The sequence below is a fragment of the Thermocrispum municipale DSM 44069 genome (genome assembly GCF_000427825.1).
Taxonomy (GTDB): domain Bacteria; phylum Actinomycetota; class Actinomycetes; order Mycobacteriales; family Pseudonocardiaceae; genus Thermocrispum; species Thermocrispum municipale.
In genome coordinates, this window is the sequence record NZ_KE386593.1 from 182596 (window position 1) to 208457 (window position 25862).

The 25862-nt window shown below is 69.2% G+C and carries 26 protein-coding genes; 11 read left to right on the forward strand and 15 right to left on the reverse strand.

What is annotated here, in order from left to right; translation table 11 throughout:
• Positions 1-21: 21 nt before the first annotated feature.
• Positions 22-927, reverse strand: coding sequence for a haloalkane dehalogenase (locus YWM_RS0116250; RefSeq protein ID WP_028851587.1), 906 nt, complete (start codon positions 925-927; stop codon positions 22-24).
• 4 nt (positions 928-931) lie between these two features.
• Entirely contained in the window at positions 932-1381 is a 450-nt protein-coding gene (locus YWM_RS0116255; protein ID WP_028851588.1) for a DUF350 domain-containing protein, read from the reverse strand.
• 188 nt (positions 1382-1569) lie between these two features.
• Here YWM_RS0116255 and YWM_RS24115 point away from each other — a divergent pair, with 188 nt between their 5' ends.
• Together YWM_RS24115 and YWM_RS0116265 are read left to right on the forward strand one after the other, a co-directional pair.
• A complete protein-coding gene (locus YWM_RS24115; RefSeq protein ID WP_052344996.1) occupies positions 1570-2691 on the forward strand; it encodes a septum formation family protein in 1122 nt (373 codons plus the stop codon).
• Between the two features lie 7 nt (positions 2692-2698).
• Entirely contained in the window at positions 2699-3049 is a 351-nt protein-coding gene (locus YWM_RS0116265; RefSeq protein ID WP_028851589.1) for a metallopeptidase family protein, read from the forward strand.
• Position 3050: 1 nt separating this feature from the next.
• On the opposite strand, the gene YWM_RS0116270 is transcribed toward YWM_RS0116265, so the two are convergent.
• The 3 genes from YWM_RS0116270 to pheA form a co-directional block, all read right to left on the reverse strand.
• On the reverse strand, positions 3051-3824 hold the full coding sequence (locus tag YWM_RS0116270; protein WP_028851590.1) for a hypothetical protein: 774 nt from the start codon (positions 3822-3824) through the stop codon (positions 3051-3053).
• Between the two features lie 33 nt (positions 3825-3857).
• Positions 3858-4547, reverse strand: coding sequence for a DUF4232 domain-containing protein (locus YWM_RS0116275; RefSeq protein ID WP_084612467.1), 690 nt, complete (start codon positions 4545-4547; stop codon positions 3858-3860).
• A gap of 92 nt (positions 4548-4639) precedes the next feature.
• Entirely contained in the window at positions 4640-5551 is a 912-nt protein-coding gene (gene pheA, locus YWM_RS0116280) for a prephenate dehydratase (protein WP_028851592.1), read from the reverse strand.
• A gap of 203 nt (positions 5552-5754) precedes the next feature.
• On the opposite strand from pheA, the gene YWM_RS0116290 reads away from it, so the two are divergent.
• Positions 5755-6360 carry a macro domain-containing protein gene (locus YWM_RS0116290; RefSeq protein WP_028851593.1) on the forward strand — a complete coding sequence of 202 codons (606 nt, stop codon included), beginning with the start codon at positions 5755-5757 and terminating at the stop codon, positions 6358-6360.
• A gap of 293 nt (positions 6361-6653) precedes the next feature.
• Here the strand turns inward: YWM_RS0116290 and YWM_RS24120 are convergent, their stop codons facing one another.
• Positions 6654-7178 (reverse strand): Hsp20/alpha crystallin family protein, encoded by a 525-nt coding sequence (locus YWM_RS24120; protein ID WP_084612468.1) that lies wholly within the window; start codon positions 7176-7178, stop codon positions 6654-6656.
• A 162-nt stretch (positions 7179-7340) separates the two neighbouring features.
• Between YWM_RS24120 and YWM_RS0116300 the strand changes: the two genes are divergently transcribed.
• From YWM_RS0116300 to YWM_RS0116315, 4 genes are all read left to right on the forward strand, one after another.
• Positions 7341-7694: a nuclear transport factor 2 family protein gene (locus YWM_RS0116300; protein ID WP_028851594.1), complete on the forward strand. Its 354-nt coding sequence runs from the start codon at positions 7341-7343 to the stop codon at positions 7692-7694.
• Positions 7695-7875: 181 nt separating this feature from the next.
• Complete coding sequence (gene coaA, locus YWM_RS0116305) at positions 7876-8808, forward strand: type I pantothenate kinase (RefSeq protein ID WP_028851595.1); 933 nt, start codon at positions 7876-7878, stop codon at positions 8806-8808.
• A 488-nt stretch (positions 8809-9296) separates the two neighbouring features.
• Complete coding sequence (locus YWM_RS26660) at positions 9297-9482, forward strand: hypothetical protein (RefSeq protein WP_211232539.1); 186 nt, start codon at positions 9297-9299, stop codon at positions 9480-9482.
• Positions 9483-9672: 190 nt separating this feature from the next.
• Entirely contained in the window at positions 9673-10170 is a 498-nt protein-coding gene (locus YWM_RS0116315) for a YflT domain-containing protein (protein WP_028851596.1), read from the forward strand.
• A 208-nt stretch (positions 10171-10378) separates the two neighbouring features.
• Here YWM_RS0116315 and YWM_RS0116320 read toward each other — a convergent pair whose 3' ends face one another.
• Complete coding sequence (locus YWM_RS0116320) at positions 10379-10687, reverse strand: hypothetical protein (RefSeq protein WP_028851597.1); 309 nt, start codon at positions 10685-10687, stop codon at positions 10379-10381.
• 324 nt (positions 10688-11011) lie between these two features.
• On the opposite strand from YWM_RS0116320, the gene YWM_RS0116325 reads away from it, so the two are divergent.
• Positions 11012-11902, forward strand: a complete 891-nt coding sequence (locus YWM_RS0116325) for an SUMF1/EgtB/PvdO family nonheme iron enzyme (RefSeq protein WP_028851598.1) — start codon at positions 11012-11014, stop codon at positions 11900-11902.
• A gap of 130 nt (positions 11903-12032) precedes the next feature.
• On the opposite strand, the gene YWM_RS0116330 is transcribed toward YWM_RS0116325, so the two are convergent.
• Together YWM_RS0116330 and YWM_RS0116335 are read right to left on the reverse strand one after the other, a co-directional pair.
• The gene (locus YWM_RS0116330) at positions 12033-12701 is read right to left on the reverse strand and encodes a DUF2461 domain-containing protein (RefSeq protein WP_028851599.1); all 669 of its coding nucleotides are present in this window, start codon (positions 12699-12701) and stop codon (positions 12033-12035) included.
• Between the two features lie 102 nt (positions 12702-12803).
• The gene (locus YWM_RS0116335) at positions 12804-13355 is read right to left on the reverse strand and encodes a SecDF P1 head subdomain-containing protein (RefSeq protein WP_028851600.1); all 552 of its coding nucleotides are present in this window, start codon (positions 13353-13355) and stop codon (positions 12804-12806) included.
• A gap of 236 nt (positions 13356-13591) precedes the next feature.
• On the opposite strand from YWM_RS0116335, the gene YWM_RS0116340 reads away from it, so the two are divergent.
• Together YWM_RS0116340 and YWM_RS0116345 are read left to right on the forward strand one after the other, a co-directional pair.
• A complete protein-coding gene (locus YWM_RS0116340) occupies positions 13592-14311 on the forward strand; it encodes a GAF domain-containing protein (RefSeq protein ID WP_028851601.1) in 720 nt (239 codons plus the stop codon).
• 37 nt (positions 14312-14348) lie between these two features.
• The gene (locus tag YWM_RS0116345; RefSeq protein ID WP_028851602.1) at positions 14349-15167 is read left to right on the forward strand and encodes a hypothetical protein; all 819 of its coding nucleotides are present in this window, start codon (positions 14349-14351) and stop codon (positions 15165-15167) included.
• A 232-nt stretch (positions 15168-15399) separates the two neighbouring features.
• On the opposite strand, the gene YWM_RS0116350 is transcribed toward YWM_RS0116345, so the two are convergent.
• The 6 genes from YWM_RS0116350 to YWM_RS0116375 form a co-directional block, all read right to left on the reverse strand.
• On the reverse strand, positions 15400-20889 hold the full coding sequence (locus YWM_RS0116350) for an ATP-binding protein (protein ID WP_028851603.1): 5490 nt from the start codon (positions 20887-20889) through the stop codon (positions 15400-15402).
• Positions 20890-21096: 207 nt separating this feature from the next.
• Positions 21097-21756, reverse strand: a complete 660-nt coding sequence (locus YWM_RS0116355) for a class I SAM-dependent methyltransferase (RefSeq protein WP_028851604.1) — start codon at positions 21754-21756, stop codon at positions 21097-21099.
• Positions 21753-23267: a hypothetical protein gene (locus tag YWM_RS0116360; protein WP_028851605.1), complete on the reverse strand. Its 1515-nt coding sequence runs from the start codon at positions 23265-23267 to the stop codon at positions 21753-21755. The genes YWM_RS0116355 and YWM_RS0116360 overlap by 4 nt, the downstream gene beginning before the upstream one ends.
• Positions 23268-23355: 88 nt before the next feature.
• Complete coding sequence (locus YWM_RS0116365; protein ID WP_028851606.1) at positions 23356-23985, reverse strand: hypothetical protein; 630 nt, start codon at positions 23983-23985, stop codon at positions 23356-23358.
• 97 nt (positions 23986-24082) lie between these two features.
• Complete coding sequence (locus YWM_RS0116370) at positions 24083-24508, reverse strand: OsmC family protein (RefSeq protein ID WP_028851607.1); 426 nt, start codon at positions 24506-24508, stop codon at positions 24083-24085.
• A gap of 12 nt (positions 24509-24520) precedes the next feature.
• Positions 24521-24820: a DUF4333 domain-containing protein gene (locus tag YWM_RS0116375; RefSeq protein WP_169721004.1), complete on the reverse strand. Its 300-nt coding sequence runs from the start codon at positions 24818-24820 to the stop codon at positions 24521-24523.
• Positions 24821-25210: 390 nt separating this feature from the next.
• Here YWM_RS0116375 and YWM_RS0116380 point away from each other — a divergent pair, with 390 nt between their 5' ends.
• Positions 25211-25807, forward strand: coding sequence for a TMEM165/GDT1 family protein (locus YWM_RS0116380; protein WP_028851609.1), 597 nt, complete (start codon positions 25211-25213; stop codon positions 25805-25807).
• Positions 25808-25862: the final 55 nt, after the last annotated feature.

Sequence of the window (25862 nt, forward strand, 5' to 3'; positions counted from 1 at the left end):
GAATGACGAGGGTAGTCCCCGTCACCTGCTTGGATGCGCGCGGGCGAACTCCACGACGGCTTGCCCCAGCTGGTGCCCGGCGTCCTCCTGCAGGAAATGACCCGCGCCGGCGATCACCGGATGCTCGACACCGGCCGCGCCACGCATGGCCCGCTGCAGGATCGGGCCCATCGGGCCGGTGATGGGGTCGCTGTCGGAGAAGGCGCACAGCCACGGGATGTCCAGCGTGGTGAGCTTCTGCCAGGCCTGCCGGTTCGGCTCGGACTCCACGTTGTCCGGGGTCGCGGGCACCAGGCCGGGCATGGCACGCGGACCCGACTTGTAGCGCTCGTCGGGGAACGGCGCGTCGTAGGCGGCCCGTACCTCGTCGGAGAGCGTGGTGCGGCAGCCGGACTGCACAAACCGGGCAATGTCCAACCGCTCGGCCTTGGCCACCGCGTTCTTGAACGCCCACCACGCGTCGGGCATCCCGTGGTCGCCGGTCGGCAGGCCGGTGTTGGCCGCGACGACGCGAGCGAACCGATCCGGCTCGGCGGCCACCAGCCGCAGACCGATCAGGCCACCCCAGTCCTGGCCGACCAGCGTCATGCCGTGCAGATCGAGCGCGTCGAACAGCAGCTTGCCGGTCCAGTCGATGTGCCGGGCGTAGGAGTGATCGGTCACCTCTGCGGGCTTGTCCGACCGGCCGAACCCGATCAGGTCCGGCGCGATGGCCCGGTAGCCCGCCTCGACGAGTTCGGCGATGACGTGCCGGTACAGGAACGACCACGACGGCTCGCCGTGCAGCAGCACGATCGGCTCTCCGTCGGCGGGCCCGGCTTCGACATACGCCATCCGCAAACCGCCCTCGATCTCGGCGTAGCGCGCCGGATAGTCGAAGTCCGGCAGTCCGGCGAAACGGTCTTCGGGGGTGCGCAGAACGTCCATGCGCCTAGTAGATCGCGAAAGCCACCACCATGCCTAGCGCGACATGGGCCGCGGCCACCACGACCGACGCCGGGGCGAACGTCTCGGCCGTGATCGTCTCGCCGACGTTGATCCGGGCGACCCACTCCAGCATGCGCACGGCCAGCACCTGCACCACGATCCCCACGAAGCCGAACACCAGCGCCGTGATGACCCCGGCGAGCAGGTCGAATCCCGCGTTGGAGATCGCCACCACGACGATCAACGCCATCGAGACCAGCCCGGCTGCGGTGATGATGACCGCGTTCGGCCGCCCGGCCTGCACCAGCTGGGACAGCTTGCCCGGCGTGGTGAAGTCAATGGCGTAGAAGCCGACCAGCATCAGCAGCAGGCCGATCACCGCGTACAGCAGGATCGCGCCGATTCCTTGCAGCAGCGTGCCGCCGAAATCAGCGGGCAACGCCAGCGTGGACATCGTCGTCGCGGAAGCAGCAGTCACGGCGACTCCCCTGGTCGAAATGGTCAACTTCGCGTGCCAACACAGTAGAGCGGCCCACCGAGCGCCACGACACCGCCACGCTGGGTGCGTCCCGGCTGATCAGCGGGGCGAGGACGGGAGGGCACGCGGGGCGCGGCCACCCGATTGAGGCATCATGGTCGGTGATGTCGGGACTACTGCAGCGGCTGCGGATCAACACCTCAACCGCCGGCTCCCGCCCTTTCCTGGCGGGCGCCGTACTCGGCGCGCTCGTCACACTGCTCGTCACCATGCTGGCGGCAGCGCCCCAGAGCGGCGCGGGTGGTAGCGCCAGTGGCGCGAGCCCGCTCGGCGGCGGACCCGCCTCGCCGGACGCCAAGGACGGCCTGCAGTACGCGTTCGCTGCCAAGGTCGGCACCTGCCTGATGTGGCAGCGCGACGACGCCGCCGACATGAAGCCGGTGAACTGCGAGGAACCACACGTCTTCGAGGTCACGCAGGTCACCGACATTTCCTCCAAGTACCCCGCGGGCGCGCCGCTGCCGGACACCGAGACGTGGCGCCGGCTCGCCAAGCAGCGCTGCACCAAGGGTGCGGAGCGCTACCTGGACAACAAGCTCGACCCGGACGGCAAGCTGCAGGTGTCCGCGCTGCGCCCGAACGAGCGCGACTGGAAGCTGGGCAACCGGGATCTGCGCTGCGGACTGTGGCGCATCGGTCCTGGAGGTTCGCTGCAGGCGACCGTGGGCCCGGCCGTCGAGCAGGATCAGTCCGACGTGTGGGCCACCGGCACGTGCCTCGGCCTGGTCGACGGGACGGTCGGCGATCCGGTGAAGTGCTCCGAGAAGCACTCGTACGAGATGATCTCGATCGTCAACCTGGGCAAGAAGTTCGACAGCTACCCGTCGACCAACAAGCAGAACGCGTACCTGGACAAGGTGTGCAACAAGGACGCGCGCACCTACTCCGGCGGGAAGAACCTGGAGAAGCTCAAGCTGATCGTTGCGTGGGACACCAGGACCAAGGCCAGTTGGCGGGCCGGATCACGCCTGGTGAACTGCAAGGTCGGCGCGCTGCTGAAGGACAAGTCCGGCCTCGCCCCGGTGGAAGGCAGCATCGCCGCCACCGAGGAGGAACGCAAGAAGCTGGACGAGAAAAAGAAGAAGTCCAAGCCGAGCACGTCGTCGTCCCCCAAGTCCAGCACCAAGCCGTCGTCCGAACCGAAGCAGGAGTCCGACGGCGAGGCCGACAATCCGGTCGACGATGTGCCGCCGGAGGACGAACCCACGCAAGACCCGCCCGAGTAGGTCGCCGATGGCCGTGGAGATGTCTCCGCAACGCTTCGAGGAACTGGTCGCCGAAGCGTTGGACCAGGTGCCGCCGAAATTCGCCGCGGCGATGGACAACGTCGTGGTGCTGGTCGAGCCGCGCAACGAGGAAGAGCCGGACATCCTCGGCCTGTATCACGGCATCGCGTTGACCGAGCGCACCACGGCCTACGGCGGTGAACTGCCGGATCGGATCTCGATCTACCGCGAGCCCATCCTGGCGATGTGCAACACCGAGGACGAAGTGGTGGAGGAAGTGCTGATCACCGTGATGCACGAGATCGGACACCACTTCGGCATCGACGACGCCCGGCTGCACGAACTCGGCTGGGGCTGACTCACGCGGCCGCGTAGGACCGCACGCGTAGCAGCTGTGGGTGGTAGTAACCCTGCCACCCGGTGACCGGATCGGTGACCAGCTCGACCAGGCCGGTCGCGGGCAGCGGCGCGCCGGTGTCGGTCCGTCCGCGCATGGCATGGCTGAGCTCGCGTTCGATCTGCACCAGTCGCCGGTACCGGGCCAGCGGGCGATAGACGGACAACCAGGATGCCGCCACCAGGCAAAGGACCCAGTCCATGAACAGCAGCGTGACATCGAGTGTCTCGGTGCGCGGCCCGAACAGGACGGTCGTCGTGATCAAGGCCATCAGCAGGATGACCAGCGGGACGAACGCGGCCAGGCCGATCCAGCCGCCGACCGGTAGCCAGCCGAGCGGCCGCCTGCGGTCGTGCGCGATCTCGGCGCGAGCGGCCCACAGTTTGCGCAGGGCTTCGTCCGGCGGAACGCCGACGGCAGGCATCGGGCGCGGGCGGTTCCGCGGCCGGTTCGGCACCAGGTCGGGCAGTTCGCGCCACATCTGCTGGGACAACCACTGCGGGCCGGTCGGCATCCAGCCGATGCTGGGTGGCGTCGGGCGCCGGTTGGCACTACGCAGCAGCGCCCACGCGGCGAAGAACATGGCGGCCGGGACGAACCCGAGGACGACCATCATGATCGTGACGGCTTCGCGGATCGGGTCGTCCGGCCGGTAGTCCTGGACGACGTCGATCATCGCGACGACGACAACGCTGCCCATCCCGATCAGGACAGTCGCAAGCACCTTCCGCCACATGGGCGGATTATCGCAACGCCTGTTCGGTTGCCGTCACATCCCGGCGCCCGGCCGGATGGTCTGCACCTTCAGCTGGTAGCCGTTGATGTCGGCGTTGGCGCAGCCGGTGCCCTTCTGCTCCAAGAACATCGATGCGGTCTCCTGCGGCGGGTAGACGCGCAGCCCGCGCACCGCGGTCGGCTTGCACTCCGCCGCCGGGAAGTTGTGGATCTGGGTGAAGCCCACCGGCGCATGAGCCGTTTCGCCCGGCTGCAACGTGATCGCGGGCCCCTTCTTGCCGTCGCGGTAGGCAGCGGCACCGACCTGGTGTCCGTCATCGCCGGCGACGAAGGAAACTCCTGGGAAACCCTGGATCACACACGGCGAGTCCCCGGCGTTGGTGAAACGCAGGGGACGCCAGTGGGTCCCTGCGCCTGCGTCACCCCTGCCGAGGGACAGCCGCAGGTCCGCGGACTTGCACAACCGTTGCTTGTCCTTCGGCGGACGCGGCTTGGTGGCCTTCGCCTCGCTCGACTGCGCGGGCTCGGTCTTCTCCTCGGTGGTCGGCTCCGGCGAGGGCGAGGACTCCACGGTCGACTCCTGCGGAGCTTGGTCCTGCGCCGGGCCCGCCTGCTGTTCCGCGCCCCCGCAGCCGGTGAGCACGACCGCGGCGGCGATCCCGGCGGCCAGCCCTGCGGCACGAAAACCACTCTTCGACAAGCCGGTTCGGTTTTGCCGCACCATGTCGTCCCTCCCTGAAGTAGACGCCACGTTGTCTACTCCCCAGCAGACGTGTGAGGGGGTGACGAGGTTGCGTCGGCGGCGGTGAGGGGCTGTCAGGCGGACTCCCCGCGGCGAATGGACTCCACCCATTCCGCGGCGTGCACGAAGACGTCGTTCGACGCTGCTGCGGACGGGCTGGCGGCGCCGTCGTCCGCCCGCGGGTGGGAGCCCAGGAAGCGCACGTCGCACCTCCTGCGCAGGGCAGCGAGGGCGTCGCCGACCCGAGGTTCGGCGACGTGGCCTTCGAAGTCGAAGTAGAAGCGGTAGCGGCCGAACGATCCGCGGATGGGCCGAGCGTCCAGCCGGGTCAGGTTGATGCCCCGAATGGCCAGCTCGGTGAGCAATTCGGAGAGTGCTCCGGTCCGGTTCTCCGCCGCCGCGACGACCGACGTCCGATCGTGCCCGGTGGGCTCGGGCAGCGCGCCGGGGCGGCGCAGCAGCAGGAATCTGGTACGCGCGTCCGGCACGTCGGCGACGTCGGTGGCGATGACCTTGAGCGGGTAATGTTCAGCGGCCACCGGTGCCGTGACGGCGGCGTCGTACTGGCCTTGTGTGACACCCACCGCCGCGGCCGCCGTCGACGATGCGGCGATGTGTTCGGCATCCGGGAAATGGTGCTCCAGCCAGCGCTGCACCTGAGCCAGGGCATGTGGGTGACTGGCGACCGTCCGCAGCGCGCCTGGGTCGGTGTCGGGGTGAGCGAGCATGCTGAACCTGATGGGCAGCAACGCCTCGGCGACGGCGACCAGCGGGTCGTCCTCGGCCAGGCCGTCCAGTGTCGCGGAGACCGGGCCCTCCACGGAGTTCTCCACCGGCACGCAGGCCGCATCCGTATCGCCTTTACGCACTGCCGTCATCGCCGCGCGGATGGTCTCGCACGGCATCAACTCGGCGGTCGCGTGCAGCTGCCGCGCAGCCTGTTCGGTGAACGTGCCTTGCGGTCCGAAATAGGCGATCCGCCGCAGTGCCCTCGGTGCCGTGGGGTCCATTTCTGCAGATTACTGCGCGTTGCTGCGAAGGGCGTCACGACGTTCGTCGTAGCGCATACGGCCGGTGCGCCGTTCGGCGAAATCACTCAGTTGCCAGATCTGCAACATGCAGATGGTTGGCTACGGTCTGCCTGGGTTTGCCAGACTTGAGGTACCCACCGGCGTCCGTGAGGAGCTTCGTGACCATCGACTCGCACACCACAGAAAGCCGCCGGAAGGCACGATCCGCACGCAACGTCCCAGCCCTGGTCCTGTGCGCGATCGACGACGCGATGGCGCAGGCGTGGCGCACGTTGCTGAGCACCCGCCGGCCGCGCGTGCAGGTCCATCGCGGCTCGGTGCTGGACATCGAGGCGCAGGCCGTGGTCAGCCCGGCCAACTCCTACGGATGGATGCGCGGCGGCATCGACGCGGTGTACGCGCGGGCGTTCCCCGGGATCGAGGAACGGGTGCGCAAGGCCATCCTGAACACGCACGGCGGTGAACTGCCGGTCGGCGAAGCGCTCGCGGTGCCCACCGGGGAGACCATGCCTGCGTGGCTGATCAGCGCCCCGACGATGCGGGAGCCGGGCGAACTGCTGGCCGAGGACACCGTGCATCCGTACTTGGCCGCTCGCGCGGTGTTCGAGTTGTGGCGGGACCGCGAGGTGGACCCGGGCAGACCCGCCGCCGAGGCCATCGACGTGATCGCCATGCCGGGGCTGGGCACCGGCGTGGGGGGTGTGGACCCGCAGAACTGCGCTCGGCAGGTGGCCGTGGCGTGGGACGAGGTGTTCGGCGGCTGAGCCGCGCACCCAGCAGCGTCGTCCAGTGAACGATGCGTCGGCTTGCCGGCATGTCCGGCGGGCCGCCCCGGCGTGTGCCGCTCCAGCGCCCGGCATGCCCGGCCAGTGTCGCTTCAGCGTGTCCGGCAAGTCCGGCCGGTGCCGCCCCTGCGCGTCCGGCAAGCCCGGCCGGTGCCGCCCCAGCGCGCCCGGCAAGCCCGGCCGGCGCCACCCAGCAGCCCTGCATGTCCCCCACATAGCCGAACGGCCGCCGGGCTCACGTGCTCCGACGGCCGTCCGTTTCTCACGTGGTCTTACTTCGACTCGGGCTCCGTGGCCCCTTCGACCTCGCGGACTTCCTCACCCGAGGGGAGCTGTTCCGCCTCGGCGACGCCACGCACGGTGATCTTGCGCGGCTCCGGCTTCGGCTTGGCCACGTTGCGCACGCGCACCGTCAGCAAGCCGTCCCGGTACTCGGCGTCGACGTCGTCCGCGGTGATGTGCTTCGGCAGCGCGAATTCCCGACGGAACTCACCGGAACGGATCTCCCGCACCAGCACACCGTCGTCCTCCCTGGTCTCGTCGCTGCCGCGGCGGCCGCTGATGCGCAGCCGGTTCTCCACGACCTCGACGTCCAGGTTGTCGGCGCCCGGAACCTCGGCGGTCACCACGACGTCCGTGCCATCCCTACGCAGGTCGACGGCGGGCACGAAGCCGGTGGTCGGCGCGCGGTCGGGGCCGAACGCACGGCGCATCAACTCGTCGAAGTCGCTGTCGAACTGGCGGGCCAGGATGTTGAACGGGTCCCACGAAGAGCCTCGGCGAACAACCAGCGTCATCGTTGACATCCCTCCCTGTCGTGTCAAACGACCAGACTGAGGATTAGCACTCAGCCTTCGTGAGTGCTAACGCTGACAGGGTTCCGGATGTTCCCGCCGAACCGGTCGAAATTGTCGGTGGTTCGCGCGAACATATGGAGGAACGACGAAGAGGGGGTTGATATGCCAGACCTTGCCGAGCAGGCCGCCGTGAAGTACTTCGCCGGATGGCGGGCCAAGGACTTCGAGACCGTGCGCTCGGTGCTGGCCGACGAGGTCACGTTCCACGGGCCGCTGGCTCAGCTCGAAGGCGCCGATGCGTGCGTGGACGGGCTGCGCAAGATGTCGGAGATCGTCACCGACATCGAGATCCGCAAGCGGTTCGTGGACGGCGAGGACGTACTGACGTGGTTCAACTTGCACACGTCGGTGGCGCCGCCGATCCCGACCGCGAACTGGAGCACGGTTCGGGACGGGCGGATAGTCGCCATTCGGGTGGCGTTCGATCCGCGCCCGTTGTTCGGCCCGTCCGAGTGATCCTTATAGCACGATTCGCCCGGTCGACGTCACAGCCTCCCAGCTTGCCGGAACTGCGCAGGGCAACGGACACTGGTACCAGGTGCCATTTGTCACAGCACCTATCGATTCCGCCGCGCCAGCTGTTTTGATCGTGCCCAATGCAGTGACGGCAGGAGTCGGGGAGCCAAGGGAGGCTTCGATGGCGAGGGTTCGTGAGCTGACCCCGTACGTCGAACTGGATCGCGAGCAGTGGCGCGAGCTACGTCGGTCGACCCCGCTGCCGTTGACCGCCGAAGAGCTGGCCAAGCTGCGCGGCCTCGGCGAGCAGGTGGATCTGCAAGAGGTCGCCGACGTGTACCTCCCGTTGTCTCGGCTGATCAACCTGCAGGTCGCGGCGCGGCAGCGACTGTACGAGGCCACCACCACGTTCCTGGGTGAGGACACCCGCGGCACCAAGGTGCCGTTCGTCATCGGGATCGCGGGCAGCGTCGCGGTCGGCAAGTCCACCACGGCGCGCATCCTGCACGCGCTGCTGGCCCGCTGGCCGGATCACCCGCGGGTCGACCTGGTCACCACCGACGGCTTCCTGTACCCGCGGGCCGAGCTGATGCGCCGCGGCATCATGCACCGCAAGGGCTTCCCGGAGTCCTACGACCGCAGGGCGCTGCTGCGCTTCGTCACCGACGTCAAGTCGGGCGCGGAGGCGGTCAGCGCCCCGGTGTACTCGCACAAGGCGTACGACATCCTGCCCGGGGTCGAGCACGTCGTGCGACGGCCGGACATCCTCATCCTGGAGGGGCTGAACGTCCTGCAGCCCCACCCGCGGCTTGCGGTGTCCGACCTGTTCGACTTCTCGATCTACGTCGACGCGCACACCGAGGACATCAAGCGGTGGTACATCGAGCGGTTCCTCAAGCTGCGGGACACCGCGTTCGCCGACCCCGAGTCGCACTTCCACCACTTCGCCGGGCTGTCCGACGAGGACGCCAGGGCGGAGGGTGAGCACCTCTGGACGACGATCAACGAGCCGAACCTGCTGCAGAACATCTTGCCCACGCGGGCCCGCGCGACGCTGGTGCTGCGCAAGGACAGCGACCACTCGATCACACGGGTGCGCCTGCGCAAGCTGTGAACGAGCGGCCGCGCCGGTAGGCCGCGGACGACGTGCGTCGCGCTGTACCAGAGACGCGGAGGTTCAGGGCCCAGGTCCGCGCGCGTCGATCACCACCGCCCGAGCGCGCGTCGCAGCCTGCAAGCCCACGCCCGCCCACCCACCACCGAACCCACCCAGCGCAGCCGCAGCGCGCGCACTCTGCCTGGGTAAGAGCAGCCCGCGAGCCCACGCCACCCACCACTGGACCCGACGGCGGGCGTCGCTACACCGTCCGCGCCCGGCCCGCGGGCGTCGCTACACCGTCCGCGCCCAACCGCCGGGCCCGGCCCGCGAGCGCCGTGCGTTTCCGGCCGGCCCGTGACCTGCGCCGGCAGCCCTCGAGCCAGCACCAACCGCGCATCCGGCCGTCGTTGCCAGGTCGGCGGACCCTCACATGGGCGCATTTCCCGGCGCGAGCGGGCGAATTGCCCCGAACACCATCCCTTTGGCCTATATCCCAGGCACCGTTGTCGACCGACCCTGAAAACAAGCGAAATGTCACGCTGACCTGGAGGTCGTCGATGTTCGCCACCATCGCGACGTGGACCGTGGCCGCGCTCGGTATGGCGGTTCTGCTGGTGATGGCCTTCGGAGCGCTCGCGATCGATTTCGACACTCCGCCGATGCGTCGCCGCCGCAAGCCCGCCGAATGACGCGCGGTCCGTGCGCGCCGCCACGGCGAAAGTGGGTAACCCCATGCGCAGTGATAGGTCTAGGCCATGATCAACGGTCGACCCCCGTGGAAAACCTGAGGGCAACCTGTGAAGTATGCACAGTCGGGCATCTTTCCCGCTCGACGTACGTTCATCGGTTGAGAGCACCCCTCGAGAAAGAGGACGCAAGATGACCACCGCATTCGTTCAGAACCCGTCGCCGGGGAACATGCCGTCCCCGCCGCGCGGCTGGCCGATCGGGTCGTACGAGACGTACGAGGAAGCCCAGCGCGCCGTCGACTATCTGGCGGACAAGGATTTCCCGGTGGCCGACGTGACGATCGTCGGGGTGGAGCCGATGCTCGTCGAGCGGGTGGCCGCCCGCCTGACCTGGGGTGGCGTGCTCGGTCGTGGCGCCGCGTCCGGCGCGTGGTTCGGCCTGTTCGTGGGATTGTTGTTGGCAATCTTCTCGCCGGGTGCGGGATTCGGTCCGATCCTGATCGGTCTGCTGTCCGGTATCGCTTTCGGGATGGTGTTCGCCGCCGTCGGTTACGCGTCGACCCGCGGCCAGCGCGACTTCATCTCCACCAGCCAACTGGTCGCACAGCGTTACGACGTACTGAGCCTGCCGCGCAACGCCGAACGGGGTCGGGAGCTGCTCGCCGAGCTGGCCGCTAAACAGTTCTGATCGGCTCGCGACCCGCAACGGTTTCGCCCGGTGCTCGGCTCCGAAACCGATCGATCCGCGCCCTGCACCAACTCCGACCGCTCCGCGAACGCGGCACTGGCGTCGACTGACACGACGGTCCATGCTCTGACCGGTGCTCGGCCGCACGCCCATCCTGATCGGGCAAGCGCCGGGACGCGTTCCAGGCAAGCGCCTGGTGTCGTCGCGTTCACCCGCGGAATTCGGACCAGCCGAGCACGTCGTCAACCACTTCGTCGAGCGCACCGTCGACCCGCCTCACCAGCTTTTCGGTTTGCGGTCGGCGCTGCGTCGGGTGCGCTTCGTATCGCATGCCGTGCGCCCGGTCGTGCCCTTCGATCAGGATCACGTCGATCCACTCCCCAACCGCCCGCTCTGCCAGCACACTGTCGGGCTCCGCACTGTGCTGCGCAACCGTCGTCCTGAACGTCCAGCCGAGCGTCACCAGCTGTTCCAGCGCGGCGAGCGCGGCCTGCCACTCGGGGTCTTCCTGCGTCACCTGCTCAGCTTGACGTGGCCGAGACCGCGCTGCGTACGTCCGCATGCCGAAGCTACGTCGAACTAGCGCCGAAAACGTCGGCCGTCACCGCTACCGTGGGCACGTCTGAAGTCGCGTGCACTACGCGCACGCGCGCAAGGAAGCCCTGTAGGGCCCGTCGCCGGGCAGACCGAACTCCTGCCGACCTCTTGCCGAACTAGCGCCGAACTTGCCGGTGCGTCGTCTCGTTCACCGCCGATGACCGCCGCGACCTGGTGCTTTACTTCGGCTCAGCACGCAACGTCATCGAACGACTACTGGCTGGACAGGACTGGCGAGGGGGTTATGAGAACGGTTCGACACTGGACCGGACGGGAAGTCCGCGCATTGCGCGCGGCCAGGCGGATGAGCATTCGCGAGTTCGCCGCGCATCTGGGGGTCAGCGACCGGATGGTGTCCAAATGGGAGGCGGCCGGGGAGCAGATCAGCCCACGCCCGGTCAACCAGGCGGCGCTGGACACGTCGCTGCGGCGCTCGTCGCCCGAGGTGCGGGAGCGGTTCGCGGAGTTCCTGTCCACGCCACCGCTGCTGGACGGTGCCGCCGAAGCGGAGAGCCCGATCATCCGGCATCCCGTGGACGGCAAGCGCATGGCGCTGGTGCCAGGCGGCCCGTTCCGGGAAGGGCTCACCTCCGAGCCCGCGTGGCTGCCCGCGTTCTACATCGACATCCACCCGACCACCAACGCCGAGTACGGCCGCTTCGTGGCGGCCACCGGCCATCGACCACCCGCCCATTGGACCGACGAGGGCTGCCCGCCGGAGCGCGCCAGCCACCCGGTGGTGCTGGTGAGCTGGCACGACGCGCAGGCGTACGCGGAGTGGGCCGGCAAGTCGCTGCCGACCGGTGAGCAGTGGGAGAAGGCAGCACGCGGGCAGTTCGGTGATCAGTTCCCGTGGGGCGACCAACCGCTGCCGGACCGGTGCAACGTCTGGGAGACCGGCATCGGCGGCACGGCACCGGTCGGCCGGTACATCCGAGGTGCGTCGCCGTACGGGGTGTACGACATGTGCGGCAACGTGTGGGAGTGGTGCGCCACCGAGCGGGTGCCGGGCCGCTACGAGCGCCGGGGCGGATCGTTCGCGACGCCGCTGAGCCAGTGCCTGCCTGCGTTGAGTGCGGATGGTCCCGCCGGGCTGCGCGCCGATAACACCGGGTTCCGGTGCGTGATGGGTTAGGGGCGAAAACGGGTGGCAGCGCCCGTCCGATGCGGGCAGGTGCACCTGTCCGATACGGGCGGGAGCGCCGGTCCGATACGGACGGGAGCGCCCGGTCCGATGCGGCCGAGCGCCCTCGCCACCGGCGTGACTACCGGCGGCGCACCTTCTCGGTGGTCCCGACGTGATCGAGCGCCCACTCGTTGAGCCCACGCAGCTCCTGCCAAGCCGTACGCACACGGGTCAGCGTCGTCCGCTCGTGCAGGGCGTCGTCCGGCTCGAAGGTCTTGCCGACCCACAGCGTCTTGTGCCGCAGCAGGTCGATTCGCGGATGGTCCTCGTCGAACCCACGCGGCTTGGTCTTCAACTGCTCGCCGCGCAACTCCCAGCCGCTGGAGACCAGCTTGTCCAGAATCGCCACCAGGGCTGGCCCGTGGTTGTCGTCGGCGACCGACTGGCGGAAACGCGCCAACTGGTCGGATTCCAGGTGGTACATGCCACCGCCGACCCGCAGCCCACGTGGTGAGAGCTCGACGTAGTAGGCACCCGCGCCGCGACCGGGTTCGATCACCGCGCCGCAATGCGTCTTGTACGGCGTCTTGTCGCGCGAGAACCGCACGTCCCGGTAAGGCCGGAAGACTTTCGCGGAGCCGAAACCGGGGGCGAACTCGGGCTCGAGCTCGGCAAGCAGCGCTTCCATCGGCGCGCGCACGTCCCGCCGGTAGATCTCGACGTTGTCCTCCCAGTACGCCCTGGAATTGTCCGCGACCAGGCCGTCGTAGAAGTCGATAGCGTGTTCGCCAAATCCGGTGAAGGTCACAGCCCCAGCGTAGAAGCGAACCGACGCAAGCAGAACGGGGCGACCCACCCGGCTACTGCCGCGCCGTCGACCTCGGACGAACGCCGGCGAGCACCGGCGCGCCTATCCGCCCATGCGCTCGAGCAGTTCGTCGAGATCGGCCCGCTGGAAAGGACCGGCGATCGCCAGCGTTCTGCCGGTGACGGGTTGCTGCACGGCCGGAGCCACCAGCAGCTCCCGCTCACCGAACACGACGGCGACGCGGTTGCGCAGATCCTGCTCCTGCGCTGCGCGAGCAGTCAGCTGCCGGAACTCCGCCGCGTCGTCGGCCGTCAGCCTCAGCTGGAGCTGCCACTGCCCGTTCACCTGCACCGTACGAGCCCTGTCCACGGTGTCGACCACGAAAGCCGCGGGTTTCAGCACCAGACAGCTCCCGCCCTCCTTGTCCTCGACGGCCAGCTTGTCCGCGGGGTCGCACGCGCCGTGCTGCACCTCGCGCACCTCGTGGAACGACAGTGGTTCGGCCAGCGGGCCGCCGCCCCACTGGTCCCCGGTGCTCGGCGCCTTGCCCATGTCCGGGATCGGCAACTGCGGGATCTCCGGCACGTCTGCCTCATCGTCGGAGCAGGCAGTCAAAGCAAGCAACGCCGTCAACAACACCAGCAACCCGCGCATGACGCGAGCTTGGCACAACCCGATCCTCGTTGGATATTCGTTGTCCGATATCGACCGCGAACCGACCAACAAGCCCGGGACTGAGCAAACAGAGCCTTTCGACCCTTGCAGTCTCGTGAGAATCACGCAGCATCAGCAGCACGCGGTGACTCCGCTGATGTCCCCCACGGAGGTCTTGTGAATTTGGGCCCGCCACCGACGTTTCGTACCCAGCACACCCCCTTGGCCGACCCCCGGTGATCGACGACCGTACGGCTCGAATCTGGACTGCGATACGAGCACAAGCCGCGCACGACGCACGCCCGCCCTCGCTCGGTGACGTCTGCGCTGTCTGCGCCGCAGAGCTTGACGCCTCGGTCGGCCTGCTCATGACCGACGGCGAGGGCGGCCTGGTCCAACCGGTCGAAGCTTCCGACGACATCGCCGCCGACCTCGACGAGCGTCAAGTCACGTTGGGCGAGGGCCCGGCGAGCGATGTGATCGCGGGTCATCAGGCGGTGCGCATCCCGGATCTGGCCACCGCCGGGCCCGCGCAACGATGGCCGATGTTCGCCAGCTACGCGCAGGGTGGCAGCGTGCGCGCGTGCTTCGCCATCCCGCTACGAGCAGGCGTGGTCGAGCTAGGCGTGCTGACCGTTTATCGCACTCGCCCCGGCTACCTCAGCTCGGCTGAACTCCTTGACGCATTCGCCTATGCCGACGCCGCGCTCGCCCTCGCGTTGGAGCGCTACATCGAGCTACCGCTGCACCGGTTGAAGTCGCTGGACGAGCTGTTCGCACCACCCCGCTCGGTCATCCACCAAGCGAGCGGAATGGTCAGCGTCCAGCTCGGTGTCAGCTTGGCCGCCGCGCTCGCTCGGCTGCGCGCTTACGCCTACGCGAACGATCATTCGCTGGCGGACGTCGCCAAAGACGTCGTTGCGCGTCGCCTCCGCTTCGACAACGGCCGCTCGTGACGTCGCCGACCAGCGCCATCCGCGAGAGACTGATGACATGGACTTCGATGCGGTGGCCGACGAGCTGTACGCCGGGCCGCGCGACGACTTCATCCCCACCAGGAATCAGCGGGTCGCCGAGGCCAAGAAGGCCGGCGACAAGGAGTTGGCTCAACGCATCGGAGCCTTGCGCAAGCCGTCGCTGGCCGCCTCGCTGGTCAACCAGCTCGCTCACGACCATCCGGACGAGCTGCGCAAGCTGATCGAGCTGGGCGACGAGATGCGCGCGGCGCACGCCGACCTGGACGGCACGAAGCTGCGGGAGTTGTCCCACCGCAAGCGGACCGAGGTGGAGAAGGTGACCGAGCGGGTGTGCAGCCTCGGCTCGGATCCGACCCAGGCCGTTATGGATCAGGTCAGCGACACGCTGGAGGCGGCGATCGCCAATCCGGACGCCGCTGCCGAGGTCGTCGCCGGACGGCTCGAAGCCGCGCTGGCGCCGTCCGGCTTCGACCAATGGATGATCGCGTCGGTCGACACTCACCGGCGGTCCGAGCCGAAGAAGCCGGGCAACGACGACGAGAAGCCGGCGGACCCGAAACAGCGCGAGAAGCAGGAAAAGATCGCCGCGGCCCGCGACCGGCTCTCCACCGCGCAGGACGAGCAGTCCAAGGCCGAGGACGCCCTGGCCAAGGCCAACGATGCGGCCACGGAAGCCGAGCAGCAGGTGGAGGACCTCAAGGCCCAGCTCGCCGAAGCCGAGCGCGACCTACGCAAGACGCGCGACGCGGCCAGGGAGGCCCAGCGCGAGTACGACGCCGCGGTCCGCGCCGTCAAGGACGCCGAGAAGGCGCTCAACCGGCTCGAGCCGTCCTGACCGGCGCCGGATGGTGTGCCGACGACGTTCCGGCTGCCCGGGCCGCTTGCCCTTCCTCATGCCCACCGCGGCGCTCCGCTGCAGAGATGTCGAACTGCCACTCCCGCACTCGCCGCCGACGGTCAGCTCCGCACCGAGTCGCTCAAAGCGCCCAGTCCGCGCAGCGGTCAACTCCGCACCGAGTCGCTCAAAGCGCCCAGTCCGCGCAGCGATCAACCCCGCACCGAGCCGCTCAGGCGCCGAGTCCGCGCTCCACCGCGGCGATCAACTCCGGACGCAACCGGTCCGCCCGAATGATCCGGTCGACCGACCCCACTTCGACGGCCCGCTCGATGCTGTGGATGGCGTCGAACTCCGCGGCCACCTCGCTCAGCTTCTCCGCCCGCACCGAGGCCCGCAGATCCGCCAGCTCGCTGGACAGCGCGGCCCGCTCCGCACCGGTCGCCTCCGCCACCCGGGCTTCCAGATCCTTGACCCGGGCATCCGCCGCCGTCCGCTTGTTGACCTCGCCCGGGAACACCACGGCCGCCGCGGGCGCACCGCCGATCACCGACGCGAACGATCCTTCGACCGCCAGCACCTGCATGTTCGGGTTCAGCGCCTTCGAGAACACCACGAACGCGCCGCCGTGGTAACGGGAGATCACGCAGAACACGATCGGCCCGTCGAAGTTGACGATCGCCCGGCCGATCTCCGCGCCGTACTCCAGCTGCAGCTTGCGCATCGACTCCGGCGACCCGTCGAACCCACTGAGGTTGGCCAGCACCACCAGCGGCCGGTTCCCGCTCGCCGCGTTGATCGCACGCGCGACCTTCTTCGACGACTGCGGGAACAGCGTGCCCGCGGTGTAGGTGTCCGGGCCGTCGGTCGGCGGGAAACCGCGGCGCGGCACCGACCGCGACTCGATACCGATCAGGCACACCGGATACCCGCCGAGATGCGTGTCGGTCACGACCGCGGTCTCCGCGTCGGCCATGCCCGCCCAGCGTTCCAGCAGCGGGTGATCCTGGTCGGCCACCGCGCGCATCAGCGTGCGGATGTCGAACGGCTTCTTCCGGTCGGGGTTCGTCTCCGCCGAGAAGATGTCACCGACCGTGCGGAAGTCGCTGTCGGCCACCTCGTGCGGGTACGACGAGATATCCCGGTCCAGCGGGTCCGACGTCTCCGCCCGCCGCGGCCCGCGCTCACCGGGCACGACGTAGGTGTGGTCGTAGTGCTCCATCAGCACGTCCCGCGCGGCGGGCAGGCTCCGCGCCCAGTACTGCGCCTGACCGTTCGGGCCCATCACCCGGTCGTAGCCGCCGATGCCGAAGTTGTCCTCGGCGGAGACACCGCCGGAGAAGTCCAGCGACTGCTTGCCGGTCAGCACCATCGCCGAGTCCGGCGTCATCACCAGCACGCCCTTGGTGTGCATGAGCATGGTCGCCTCGGCATTCCAGTACGGCTGCGCACCGACGTTGATGCCTGCCACCACGACATTGATCTCGCCGCCCGCCTGGGTGAACCGGACGATGCGGTTCAACGCGCGGCCGACCCAGTCGAGATTCTCCGTGCCCGAGTCCATCGAGATCTTCGCGCCCGCCGACAGCGCGAACCACTCCAGCGGGACCTGCATCTTCTCCGCGAGGTCCAGCGCGGCGATGACCCGCGCACATTCCGGCTCGCTGAGCGCGCCGAGCGCCTTGGTCGGGTCACCGAGCAGCACGACCCGGGTCACGCCCTCGGGGTAGCGCTCGGTCGGGGTGCTGACCACACCGGCGACGATCGCGGCCTTGTTGCCGCCCGGCGCCCGGTCCACCGGAACCAGCTCGCCGCGGTCGTCGAGGTCGTACTCGACGAACGAACCGTGCGGGCCCGCCAGCATGCCGGTCAGCTCGTACGGATACGTGGTGCCACGTCGACGAGCCCGCAGCACCCGCTGCGCGTAGTCGTCCAGCGGGGTGATCGGCTCGGTCGGGGGGTCGATGATGTCGATGAGCAGACCCTCGCCCGGCTTGCTGGAGATCCGCAACGCCGCGTCGGTCAGCTCGCCGGTCTCCGGGTTGCGCTGCTGCCCGACGAACATCACCTCACGGATGCCCGCGCCCGAGGTCGACGGCGCCGCGCGGTGCACGATGCCGCGCAGCTCGTCGAGGCTCAGATCGCTCGGCGGCCAGCAGTAGATCAGCACGCGGTTGGTGTCCAGCCTGCTCTTCGCCGACCGCTCGGCCTGGTGGCTGCGGATGGCCGCCAGACACGCGGCCAGCGCGCCCTCGGCCGCCGGAAGCGTGATCAACCGGCCGTCGCTGTCCCGCAACGGTGTCAGGTCACGCACCTGGGCCATCGCGATCAACCGCTCGTCGGCCGGGTTCTGCTTGGCCACGCAGCGGAACAGGTAGACGTCCTCGTCCGCGGACGGCAGCCGGGTGAGGTCGAAATTCGCCAGCCGTTGTAGTTGCAGCCGGCGCGCCACCATCGGATGCATCCCGCGGATCAGCGTGTCCTCGACGAGCTCGCCGCCCTCGCCGGGCTGGAACGTGAACTGGTGGTGGTGCACGTCGCCCGCGCGGCCCGCGACCGACACGGTGATCCGCTCGACCCGGCGCAACCACTCCACCTGGGACAACTCCGCGCGCAGCGCGGACGCCACATCGTCCTGATCCTCGGGCTGCTCCGGCCACGCCAGGTAGATGTCGACGGCGAGATCCTGGTCGGCCTGCGCCGCCACCGCCGCCAGCGCACCAGGCAGTGCAGCATGGTCAGTCGCGGTGGCGACCATCCGCCGGGCCTGGCCGTCCAGCCGATACGAGCCGTGCACGACCGGGAACCCGTCGACGACCTCGACGCGCACGTCGTCCAGCTCGACCTCGCGGTAGTAGCGACGGGTCATCACCTCGAGCAGCGGCCGGACATCACTGCCGGGCCGGGCGATGCGCTGCCCCAGCAGCCGCACCAACGGCTCCGGACACGCCACCATGGCGGCGATCCGCTCGGCCCGGTCCTGCGCGTCCGGGTTCGCGTCGAGATACCGCAAGTGCGCGCGCACCCCTGCGTAGATCTCCGCCCGCTTGCGGCGCAACAGCGGCTGGGCGAACCACCGGAACACCACGCTCCTGGCCAGGTCCCCGACCACCGGGAAGCGTAGCTGGGTGGCCTCGACCAGGTGCTCGAGCGCTTCGCCCGCGGCGTACTTGAGGTCCTCGCCCGGCGGCGGTTCGACCAGCCAGCGTCGCAGGATCCTGGTCACGATCGCCACGTCGGACGCCGCGCGCTGCTGCGCGAGGAAGATGCGGAACACCGCCTCTTCCAGCGCCTCGGTGCGCTCGAAGCTGTGCACGCCGTAGTGCTCGAGCACCTTGGCCAGCCGGTCGGTGAACCACTCCGGCACCCCGGCCCGCTCGGTGTCCAAGCTCTGCAGATAGCGGTGGAAGAACTCGCGCGGGCTGTGCACGCGGGTCTCCGGCATGCTCGGATCCCGCACTTCCGGCATGTCGGTCGCGCCCGGCCGGTTGCGGCTCAGCTCCGACAGATCCGCGAACAGGTTGAGCAGCTCGATCTCCTCGGCCAACAGGTCGGCCGGGCCGAGCTCGGCGCGGTCGCGCGCGTAGACGTTGAGCAGATTGCCCGCATCCGCCGGGTCGACGTCGAAGCCCAGCAACGTGCTGCGCAGGTCGGTGAGCGCACGCTCGGCCCGCTCCCGCAGCTGCAGCTCGGGCGCGGGCGGGAACTCCAGCGCTGCCGACGGGCCCGAGTCGGCGTGCGCACCGCCGTCACCGATCGGCTCCAGGCGCAGCAGCGGCGCACCGGTCTCCACCTGCGCACCGACCGAGACCAGCGCCTCGGTGACCTTCGCGGCGAACGGCGCCCGCAGCACCGTCTCCATCTTCATCGACTCGAGCACGATCACCGGGGCGCCCGCCTCGACCTCGGCGCCCGCCGCCACCGGAGTGGCGACCACCAGCGCGGGCGCCGGGGAACGCACCACGCCGCCCTCGTCGCGGCTGATCCGGTGCGTGACTCCGTCGACCTCCACCAAGTGGATCGGCCCGTGCGTGCCGGTCACCACCCGGAAGCTGCGACCATTGACGGTCAGCCTGCCGGTGCTGTTGTCGTACCGCTCGACGGCGACGTCCACCGACTGCTCACCGCTACCGGACTCCACCACCACGCGATACCGCTGCGCGTTGACCTGGGCGACCCGCAACCGGTAGGAGTTGCCGCGCAGTTTCAGGTCGATGGCCTGGCCGACCTCGTGCCGCACCTGCGGACGGCCACCGTGCGCGGTCGACAGCAGCCGCTGCCGCTCGGTGCGCTCAGCCTCCTCGTACGCCTCGATCGCCGCGGCCGCGAGCGCCACCCCGGCATGCCGGTCGGCCACCAGGCCGCCCTCGGCGCGTACCCGGTCGATCCAGCCGGTGTCGCAGCTGGCGTGCACGACCGGCTCCTGGTCGAGCAGGTCGAGCAGGAAGCTCTTGTTGGTGACCCCGCCCTCGATGAGCACCGTGGTCTCCGCGAGCGCCCGGCGCAGCCGGGCCAGCGCGATCTCCCTGGTCGGTCCGTAGCCGATGATCTTGGCGATCATCGAGTCGAAGTCGGCCGGGATGACGTCCCCTTCGGAGAACCCGGTGTCGACCCGGATACCCGGGCCGGCAGGCAGGGCCAGGCGAAGCACCCGGCCCGGAGCGGGGGCGAACTCCCGGTCGGGGTCCTCGGCGTTGAGCCGGGCTTCGACGGCGTGACCGGACTCGTTCGGCGGCTCACCGGTCAGCGGTTCACCCGCTGCGATCCGCAACTGCGCCCGGACCAGGTCGAATCCGGTGGTGACCTCGGTGATCGGGTGCTCGACCTGCAACCGGGTGTTGACTTCGAGGAACGCGAACAGTCGCTCGGTGGGCTGGTAGAGGAACTCGACCGTGGCCGCGCCCCGGTAGCCGACCGCCACCGCCAGCCGCTCGGCGGAAGCCTTCAACTCCGCGATCTGCTCCGGCTCCAACAGCGGGCAGGCCGACTCCTCGATCACCTTCTGGTTGCGTCGCTGCACCGAGCAGTCCCGCACCCCGACCGCCCACGCCGTGCTGCCGTCCGAGATGACCTGCACCTCGACGTGCCGCGCGCCGGTCACCAGACGCTCCAGGAAGACCACGCCCGAACCGAAGGCTCGCTGCGCCTCCGCCGATGTGCGCTCGAACGCGTCAGCGAGCTCGGCGTCGTCGTGCACCACGCGGATGCCCCGGCCTCCGCCACCCGCGGTCGCCTTCAGCATCAACGGGTAGCCGATGCGACCGGCGGCTTGGGTGGCGGCTTCGAGGCTGTCCACCGGACCGCCGCTCCACGGGGCGACCGGGACGCCGACGCGCTCGGCGAGCTGTTTGGCGCCGATCTTGTCCCCCAGCGTGCGCATCGCCTCGGCGCTCGGGCCGATGAACGTCACGCCGAGCTTGTCGCACAGCTCCGCGAACGCCGGGTCCTCGGCCACAAAGCCCCAGCCGACCCACGCGGCGTCCGCCTGCGTCTCCACCAGCGCGCGTTCCAGCACGGCGAGATCCAGATACGGGCGGTTGGCCGCCGGACCGAGCGCATACGTGTGGTCGGCCTCGCGCACGAACGTGGCCGCGCTCTCCGCGTCGGTGTAGAGGGCAATCGTCTCGATGCCCGCCCCGGTCTCCGCGTTCAGTTCGCGGACCGCGTGGATCAGTCGCATCGCGGCTTCCCCCCGGTTGACGATTGCGACTCGACGGAACACCGGGGCAGCCTCCTGGATGGCACTCGATGCGGACGAATTTGGCGAACGGATACTACGACCGTTCTACTCCTACCGAAGCCAGCAGGCATCGCTGCTGGCCCACCGACTTGCCAGCATGCTGGTTACCGGCAGGTAGACCTATGGGGAGCATATGCACGCTCGGTAGCGAGATTTTGGAGGGTTCCTCCAAACAGCAACCCGACGTTCTCAACGCCGAAACTCGGCCTGCCAGCGGCGCGTCGGCGGCGCTTCCTCGCTGGGCCGATCCTGCACGCGAACCTCGGTGAGCCCGCTTGTGGTGAACGAGTCCAACTCTGCCCTGGTCAGCGGCCACGGCCCGAAGTCGCCGTCGGTGAACGGCTCCTCTTGTTTGTTGTTGATCACCAGCAGTCGGCCGTCCGGCGCGACGAAGCCACCGATGGCGTCGATGACCTGACGGCGCAACGAGCGCGGCAGCGCCTGCACCGTGACGATCTCCACAACCAGATCGAATGCCTGCGACCACTCGGCGGGCGGCTCGAGCACGTTCGCCACGGTGTAGTGCACCGGCGAATCCGGGTGCTGGCGCTTGGCCAGCTCGATGGCCGTCGGCGAGATGTCGAAGGCGGTCGTCTCGTAGCCGAGGCTCGCCACGAACTCGGCGTCGGCGCCGTAGCCGCAGCCGACCACCACGGCCTTCTTGCCGGTGCCGTCCAATTGCTGCTCGGCGGCCCACTCGCGCAGCCATTCGTGCCGCTCGGCCACCTCGGCCCACGGGACCTCGCCTTCGCCCCGTGCGACGGCCGCGTAGACCTTTTCGTACAGCTCGACGTAGGACCCCTCGTGCTGTGAGGCGATGTCCGCCATCCACTCCTTGGGGTCGCTCATCGTCCCACTCCTGGTTCCCAGCCGTTGAGCCGCACCTGCTGCGCCGACTGCTCGCGTTTGGCCAGCTCCGCGTGCAGCTCGCGCAGCAGCTCCCGGTCCCGCTCACTCAACCGCGGGTTGTCCAGGTCCTTCGGCGGAAACGCCACCGCGGGCTCGTTCACCCTGGTCGGAGCGTTCACCCCGTCCGGGGTGATCGTGGTCTGTTCGGAGTCCGAGGCCTGCTCCGCCGGCTTGTCCGCGGCGATGGCGGCGCGCAACGCTTCCTGCTCGGCGGCGGACATCTCGGTGGTCTGCTCGGCCGGGGTCTCCGGGGGCACCGTCTCGTCGGTCGATCCGGACGAGGGTTCCGCGGTCGCGGTCTGGCTCGCCGACTTCTTCGCGGACGCCTCGGCCTGCGGCCAGAACAGCTCGCCGGGCTCGAGATCGCTGTCGCCGGTGGACTCGACGACGTCGACCTGCGGCATTTGCGTGGTCCACGGGCGGTCGACGTACTGGCCGGTCGACTCGGACTGTTCCGACGAGCTCGCCGACGACTGCGGCCAACTCGTTTCCTCGGTGGGCTGGGCGGGCGGTTCGGGAGTCTGCGCGGCGGGTTCCTCACTCGGCTGCTCGGGCTCCGGCGGCGCGGGCCACTCCGCGGTCTCGGTTCGCGCTTCCGGCTCGGGCTCCGCCGGCACGCTCGACTCGTACGACGGCTCGGTGGCCGCTTCGTACGACGCCGGCTCGGCGGCCGACTCGCGCGACGCCGACTCGAATGACTCACGGGGCGACCGGTAATCGACCCCCTCGCGCTCCGCGCCGTAGGCCGACTCACCAGCCGGCTCGTAGCTGGGCCGCTCGAAGGAAGGGGTATCCGACTTCTCGTAGGAGGACGTCACCGCGGCCGGGTCCTCGGCAGTGCTCGATCCACCCGTCACGCGCACCGCCGACCGCAGCGCCAGCCGGTGGTAGGCCGGCCAGTCCGCCCCGGTCTCCAGCACCTCGACGGCCGCGCGGATCCCTGCCCGCCGCAACGCGGTGTCCATCCGATACGCGGTGGCCAGCGCGCTGCCTTCCGGTCCCACCTCGGCCAGCACCACCCGCTGCGGCATCGGACCGGGTGTCGTACCTGCCACGGTGTTCCGCCAGACCGCATGCACGCTGCGCACGTCGGGCAGCCGGTGCACCACGAGATCGAGCGCCTCCGCCACGCCGTCGCTCGCCGTCTCCGTGCCGCTGAACCGGTGCTCGCCCGCGTCGGTAGCGTCGTCGACCCGCAAGTTCGTGGCGAACCATTCCTCCGCGCCGGAGGCGGTGAGCACCGCGGCGAGTTCGGCCTGCTCGGCCGACCGGACCGGGATGTCGCCGGCGATCAACGCGCCCCCGACCAGCTCGGCGGCTTCACCCGTGCGCGCCCGCGCGGCGAGCCGCCGCGCCTGGCTCAACGCCGTGTCGTCGAGTCGGCCGGCGAGCGCGAGCAGTACGCGGTGCAGCCGCAGCGACAGCGCTGCCGGCTCGTTGCCCTCGACCATGCCTGTCCTCCCTCCGGCCAACGGGTGGCGCTCCCGTCGTTCCTGCCACCCGCCGACCTCCCCGAAGGCCGTTGCGCTCGGCACCGCACTATGCGGCACCGACCGGATGCTTGGTGTCCTCCGCGCCGATGCTCACCCGCTGCGAGCGTGCCAGCGCGGCCCGGTGATAGTCCGGCAGCTCCCAATCGGGCGGCAGCACTTCGATGCAGGGCACCTCTTCACCGAGGATGCGCACCACCCGCTGCAGCTCGCCGGTCAACCTTGGCCACCCCGCCAGTGCGGTGACCAGTACTACCCGCTTGGTGTCGTGATCGCCGGGCGTCGTGCGGTACCGCCAGGTCTGACGAACCTCGCCGACCTCCGGCCGCTTCCGCAGCGCCGCACCGATCACCGCCGACACCGAGTCCACGGCGTTCCACCGATCAGGTGCAGTTTCTGTGAATGTGTACCGCCCTTCGGGTGTGTCATCCACCCCAAGTGCCGAACTGACCAGATGCGGATCGGCACCGTGCGGCAGCAGGGCGGTACGCAGCAGCCGGTGATCGTCCGGCTCGAGATCGATGTCATGCCTGAGCAGCGCCTTCGGCAACGTTCGGGCCAGCACGCCCATGGCACCTTCGGCGAGCCAATCGCGGTAGCGCCACAGCTCCTCGTCCGGCAGCCTGCCGGCCAGGCGCAGCAGGAGTTCATGGCAGGCGAGCTGGTCTTCGTCCTCCACTGGCCCTCCAACCGTGTGACGCTTCACCCGTTCGGCAGCATGCCACAGTCCGGTGACGGCGATTACATCGGTGGGGGATTCCTGCCGCGAGGCCCGGTTACTCCACTACCGGGCGAACCGGAGTACCCAGCTCGACGGTGCGGCTGACGGTGCACCAGCGGTCGTGCGACTTGGTCACCATGGCGGGCAGCATCTCCCGTGCCGCGTCACCCTCCGGCCCCTCCGGGAAACGCACCCGGAAGACCACCTCGAGGTTCTCCATGCGGTTGCCGTCGTCGTCCTTGATCTTGTCTCCGCTGGCGACGAGCTCGAACTGCTCGGGCTCGGCCCGACGGGACGTCACGGTGTCGACGTCGATCGCCGTGCAGCCCGCGATCGCGGTGAGCAGGAGCTCGACGGGCGTGAACGCGTCCGACTCCTTGCCGGTGCCGAACTCCAGCTTGCCGCCCCGGCTGTTGGTCGCGACGTACTTGCCAAGCTCGGTTCGGGTGATCGACACCGATCGTTTGCTGCTCGCACTCATGCCCGCATCATGTCAGGGCAGTGGCTGTGGCGCGACGTCGACGTCGTAGGTCGCTTGATCGCCCTGCACATCCTTGATCACCACGGTGACCTCGTAGCGCTTGCCGTCCGCGGCCATCGTGCACTTGACCGACTCGGCGATCTGCGCGCGCACGCTGTCCGGACACTGCACGTCGTCGTGTTGCTTGCCTGCGCTGGTCAGCGCTTCGGACACCCCGCGTGAGAGCTCTCCCGGTTCGATGACCCGCTCGGACTCCGTGCCGCAGCCGACGAGCGCCAGCAGCACCGCGAGGACAGCTACGCGACCGATCACGGGGCCAAACTTACCGCCGTTCGCCACCTGCTGCCCTTCGGCCCGATCGCGCCCAGCCGCCGGCGGAACCGGCAGTACCGTACCGATCGGTCGGGTCCGAAATTGGCGAAAAAATGTTCTGCGTCACCCGTGACGCCGACCACGAACTGTTGGTCGACACACCTGCCACGACAGACAAGAGATCTGTTCATCGTGGGCAGCGCAGGCCGCTGACCAGCACAAACTAGCACGGTTGCGGGAAAATTGATTTTTCGGTTCACCGAACAAAATGGTGGTCGGCGCCGAATATTCGATCACCATACGCCGTAGCGAACAATTCGCGAGCGCGATCAGTGGCAATGCCCCGGAATTGTCGATAACGTCGTTTTCCGGAGAGGGGTGTACCACGAGTTGTCCGCTGAAATTCTTGCGTTCGCCACGGCGTTCGCCCTGGTCTTCGCCGTTGAGCTGCCGGACAAGACGCTCGTTGCGACGTTGGTGCTGACCACCCGCTATCCGGCGCGCGCGGTGTTGACCGGCGCGAGCGCGGCGTTCGCGATCCACGTCGTGGTCGCCGCCCTGTTCGGCCAAGCGTTGAGCTTGCTCCCGGAGAACATCGTGGCCGCGGTGGTCGCGGCAATCTTCGCCATCGGCTCGTACCTGCTGCTGCGGGAAAGCTTCGCCAAGCCGGAGGACGAGTCGATCGACGCCAGCCGCACCGGACCGGTGACGACCATGACCCGGGCCATCGCCACGTCGTTCGGTGTGCTGTTCGCCGCCGAGCTCGGCGACGCCTCCCAGCTGGCGACCGCGGGCCTGACCGCCCGCTTCGGCGAGCCGGTCGCCGTCGCTCTCGGCGCGTTCTGCGCCCTGGTCGCGGTCGCGGCGATCGCGGTCTTCCTCGGCCGCAAGATCCGGGCCCGTATCCGGCCGAAGCTGCTGCAGCGCATCGCCGGCTGCGCCTTCGCCGCGTTCGCCGTGCTGGCCACCGTGCAGGCCTTCAGCTGACCCAGGTCACCGGGCAGTCGTCCCCAGTGCCGGCCACCGTGCAGGCCTTCAGCTG

What these genes read in the sequence shown, in the direction of transcription:
- YWM_RS0116335 (WP_028851600.1), bottom strand. Translation starts at nt 13,355, where the DNA reads ATGCGCGGGTTGCTGGTGTTGTTGACGGCGTTGCTTGCTTTGACTGCC.
- YWM_RS24120 (WP_084612468.1), bottom strand. Translation starts at nt 7,178, where the DNA reads ATGACGCTGGTTGTTCGCCGAGGCTCTTCGTGGGACCCGTTCAACATC.
- coaA (WP_028851595.1), top strand. Translation starts at nt 7,876, where the DNA reads ATGGCGAGGGTTCGTGAGCTGACCCCGTACGTCGAACTGGATCGCGAG.
- YWM_RS24115 (WP_052344996.1), top strand. Translation starts at nt 1,570, where the DNA reads ATGTCGGGACTACTGCAGCGGCTGCGGATCAACACCTCAACCGCCGGC.
- YWM_RS0116255 (WP_028851588.1), bottom strand. Translation starts at nt 1,381, where the DNA reads ATGTCCACGCTGGCGTTGCCCGCTGATTTCGGCGGCACGCTGCTGCAA.
- YWM_RS0116325 (WP_028851598.1), top strand. Translation starts at nt 11,012, where the DNA reads ATGAGAACGGTTCGACACTGGACCGGACGGGAAGTCCGCGCATTGCGC.
- YWM_RS0116360 (WP_028851605.1), bottom strand. Translation starts at nt 23,267, where the DNA reads ATGGTCGAGGGCAACGAGCCGGCAGCGCTGTCGCTGCGGCTGCACCGC.
- YWM_RS0116300 (WP_028851594.1), top strand. Translation starts at nt 7,341, where the DNA reads ATGCCAGACCTTGCCGAGCAGGCCGCCGTGAAGTACTTCGCCGGATGG.
- YWM_RS0116250 (WP_028851587.1), bottom strand. Translation starts at nt 927, where the DNA reads ATGGACGTTCTGCGCACCCCCGAAGACCGTTTCGCCGGACTGCCGGAC.
- YWM_RS0116345 (WP_028851602.1), top strand. Translation starts at nt 14,349, where the DNA reads ATGGACTTCGATGCGGTGGCCGACGAGCTGTACGCCGGGCCGCGCGAC.
- YWM_RS0116370 (WP_028851607.1), bottom strand. Translation starts at nt 24,508, where the DNA reads ATGAGTGCGAGCAGCAAACGATCGGTGTCGATCACCCGAACCGAGCTT.
- YWM_RS0116355 (WP_028851604.1), bottom strand. Translation starts at nt 21,756, where the DNA reads ATGAGCGACCCCAAGGAGTGGATGGCGGACATCGCCTCACAGCACGAG.
- YWM_RS0116265 (WP_028851589.1), top strand. Translation starts at nt 2,699, where the DNA reads ATGGCCGTGGAGATGTCTCCGCAACGCTTCGAGGAACTGGTCGCCGAA.
- YWM_RS0116315 (WP_028851596.1), top strand. Translation starts at nt 9,673, where the DNA reads ATGACCACCGCATTCGTTCAGAACCCGTCGCCGGGGAACATGCCGTCC.
- YWM_RS0116275 (WP_084612467.1), bottom strand. Translation starts at nt 4,547, where the DNA reads ATGGTGCGGCAAAACCGAACCGGCTTGTCGAAGAGTGGTTTTCGTGCC.
- YWM_RS0116270 (WP_028851590.1), bottom strand. Translation starts at nt 3,824, where the DNA reads ATGTGGCGGAAGGTGCTTGCGACTGTCCTGATCGGGATGGGCAGCGTT.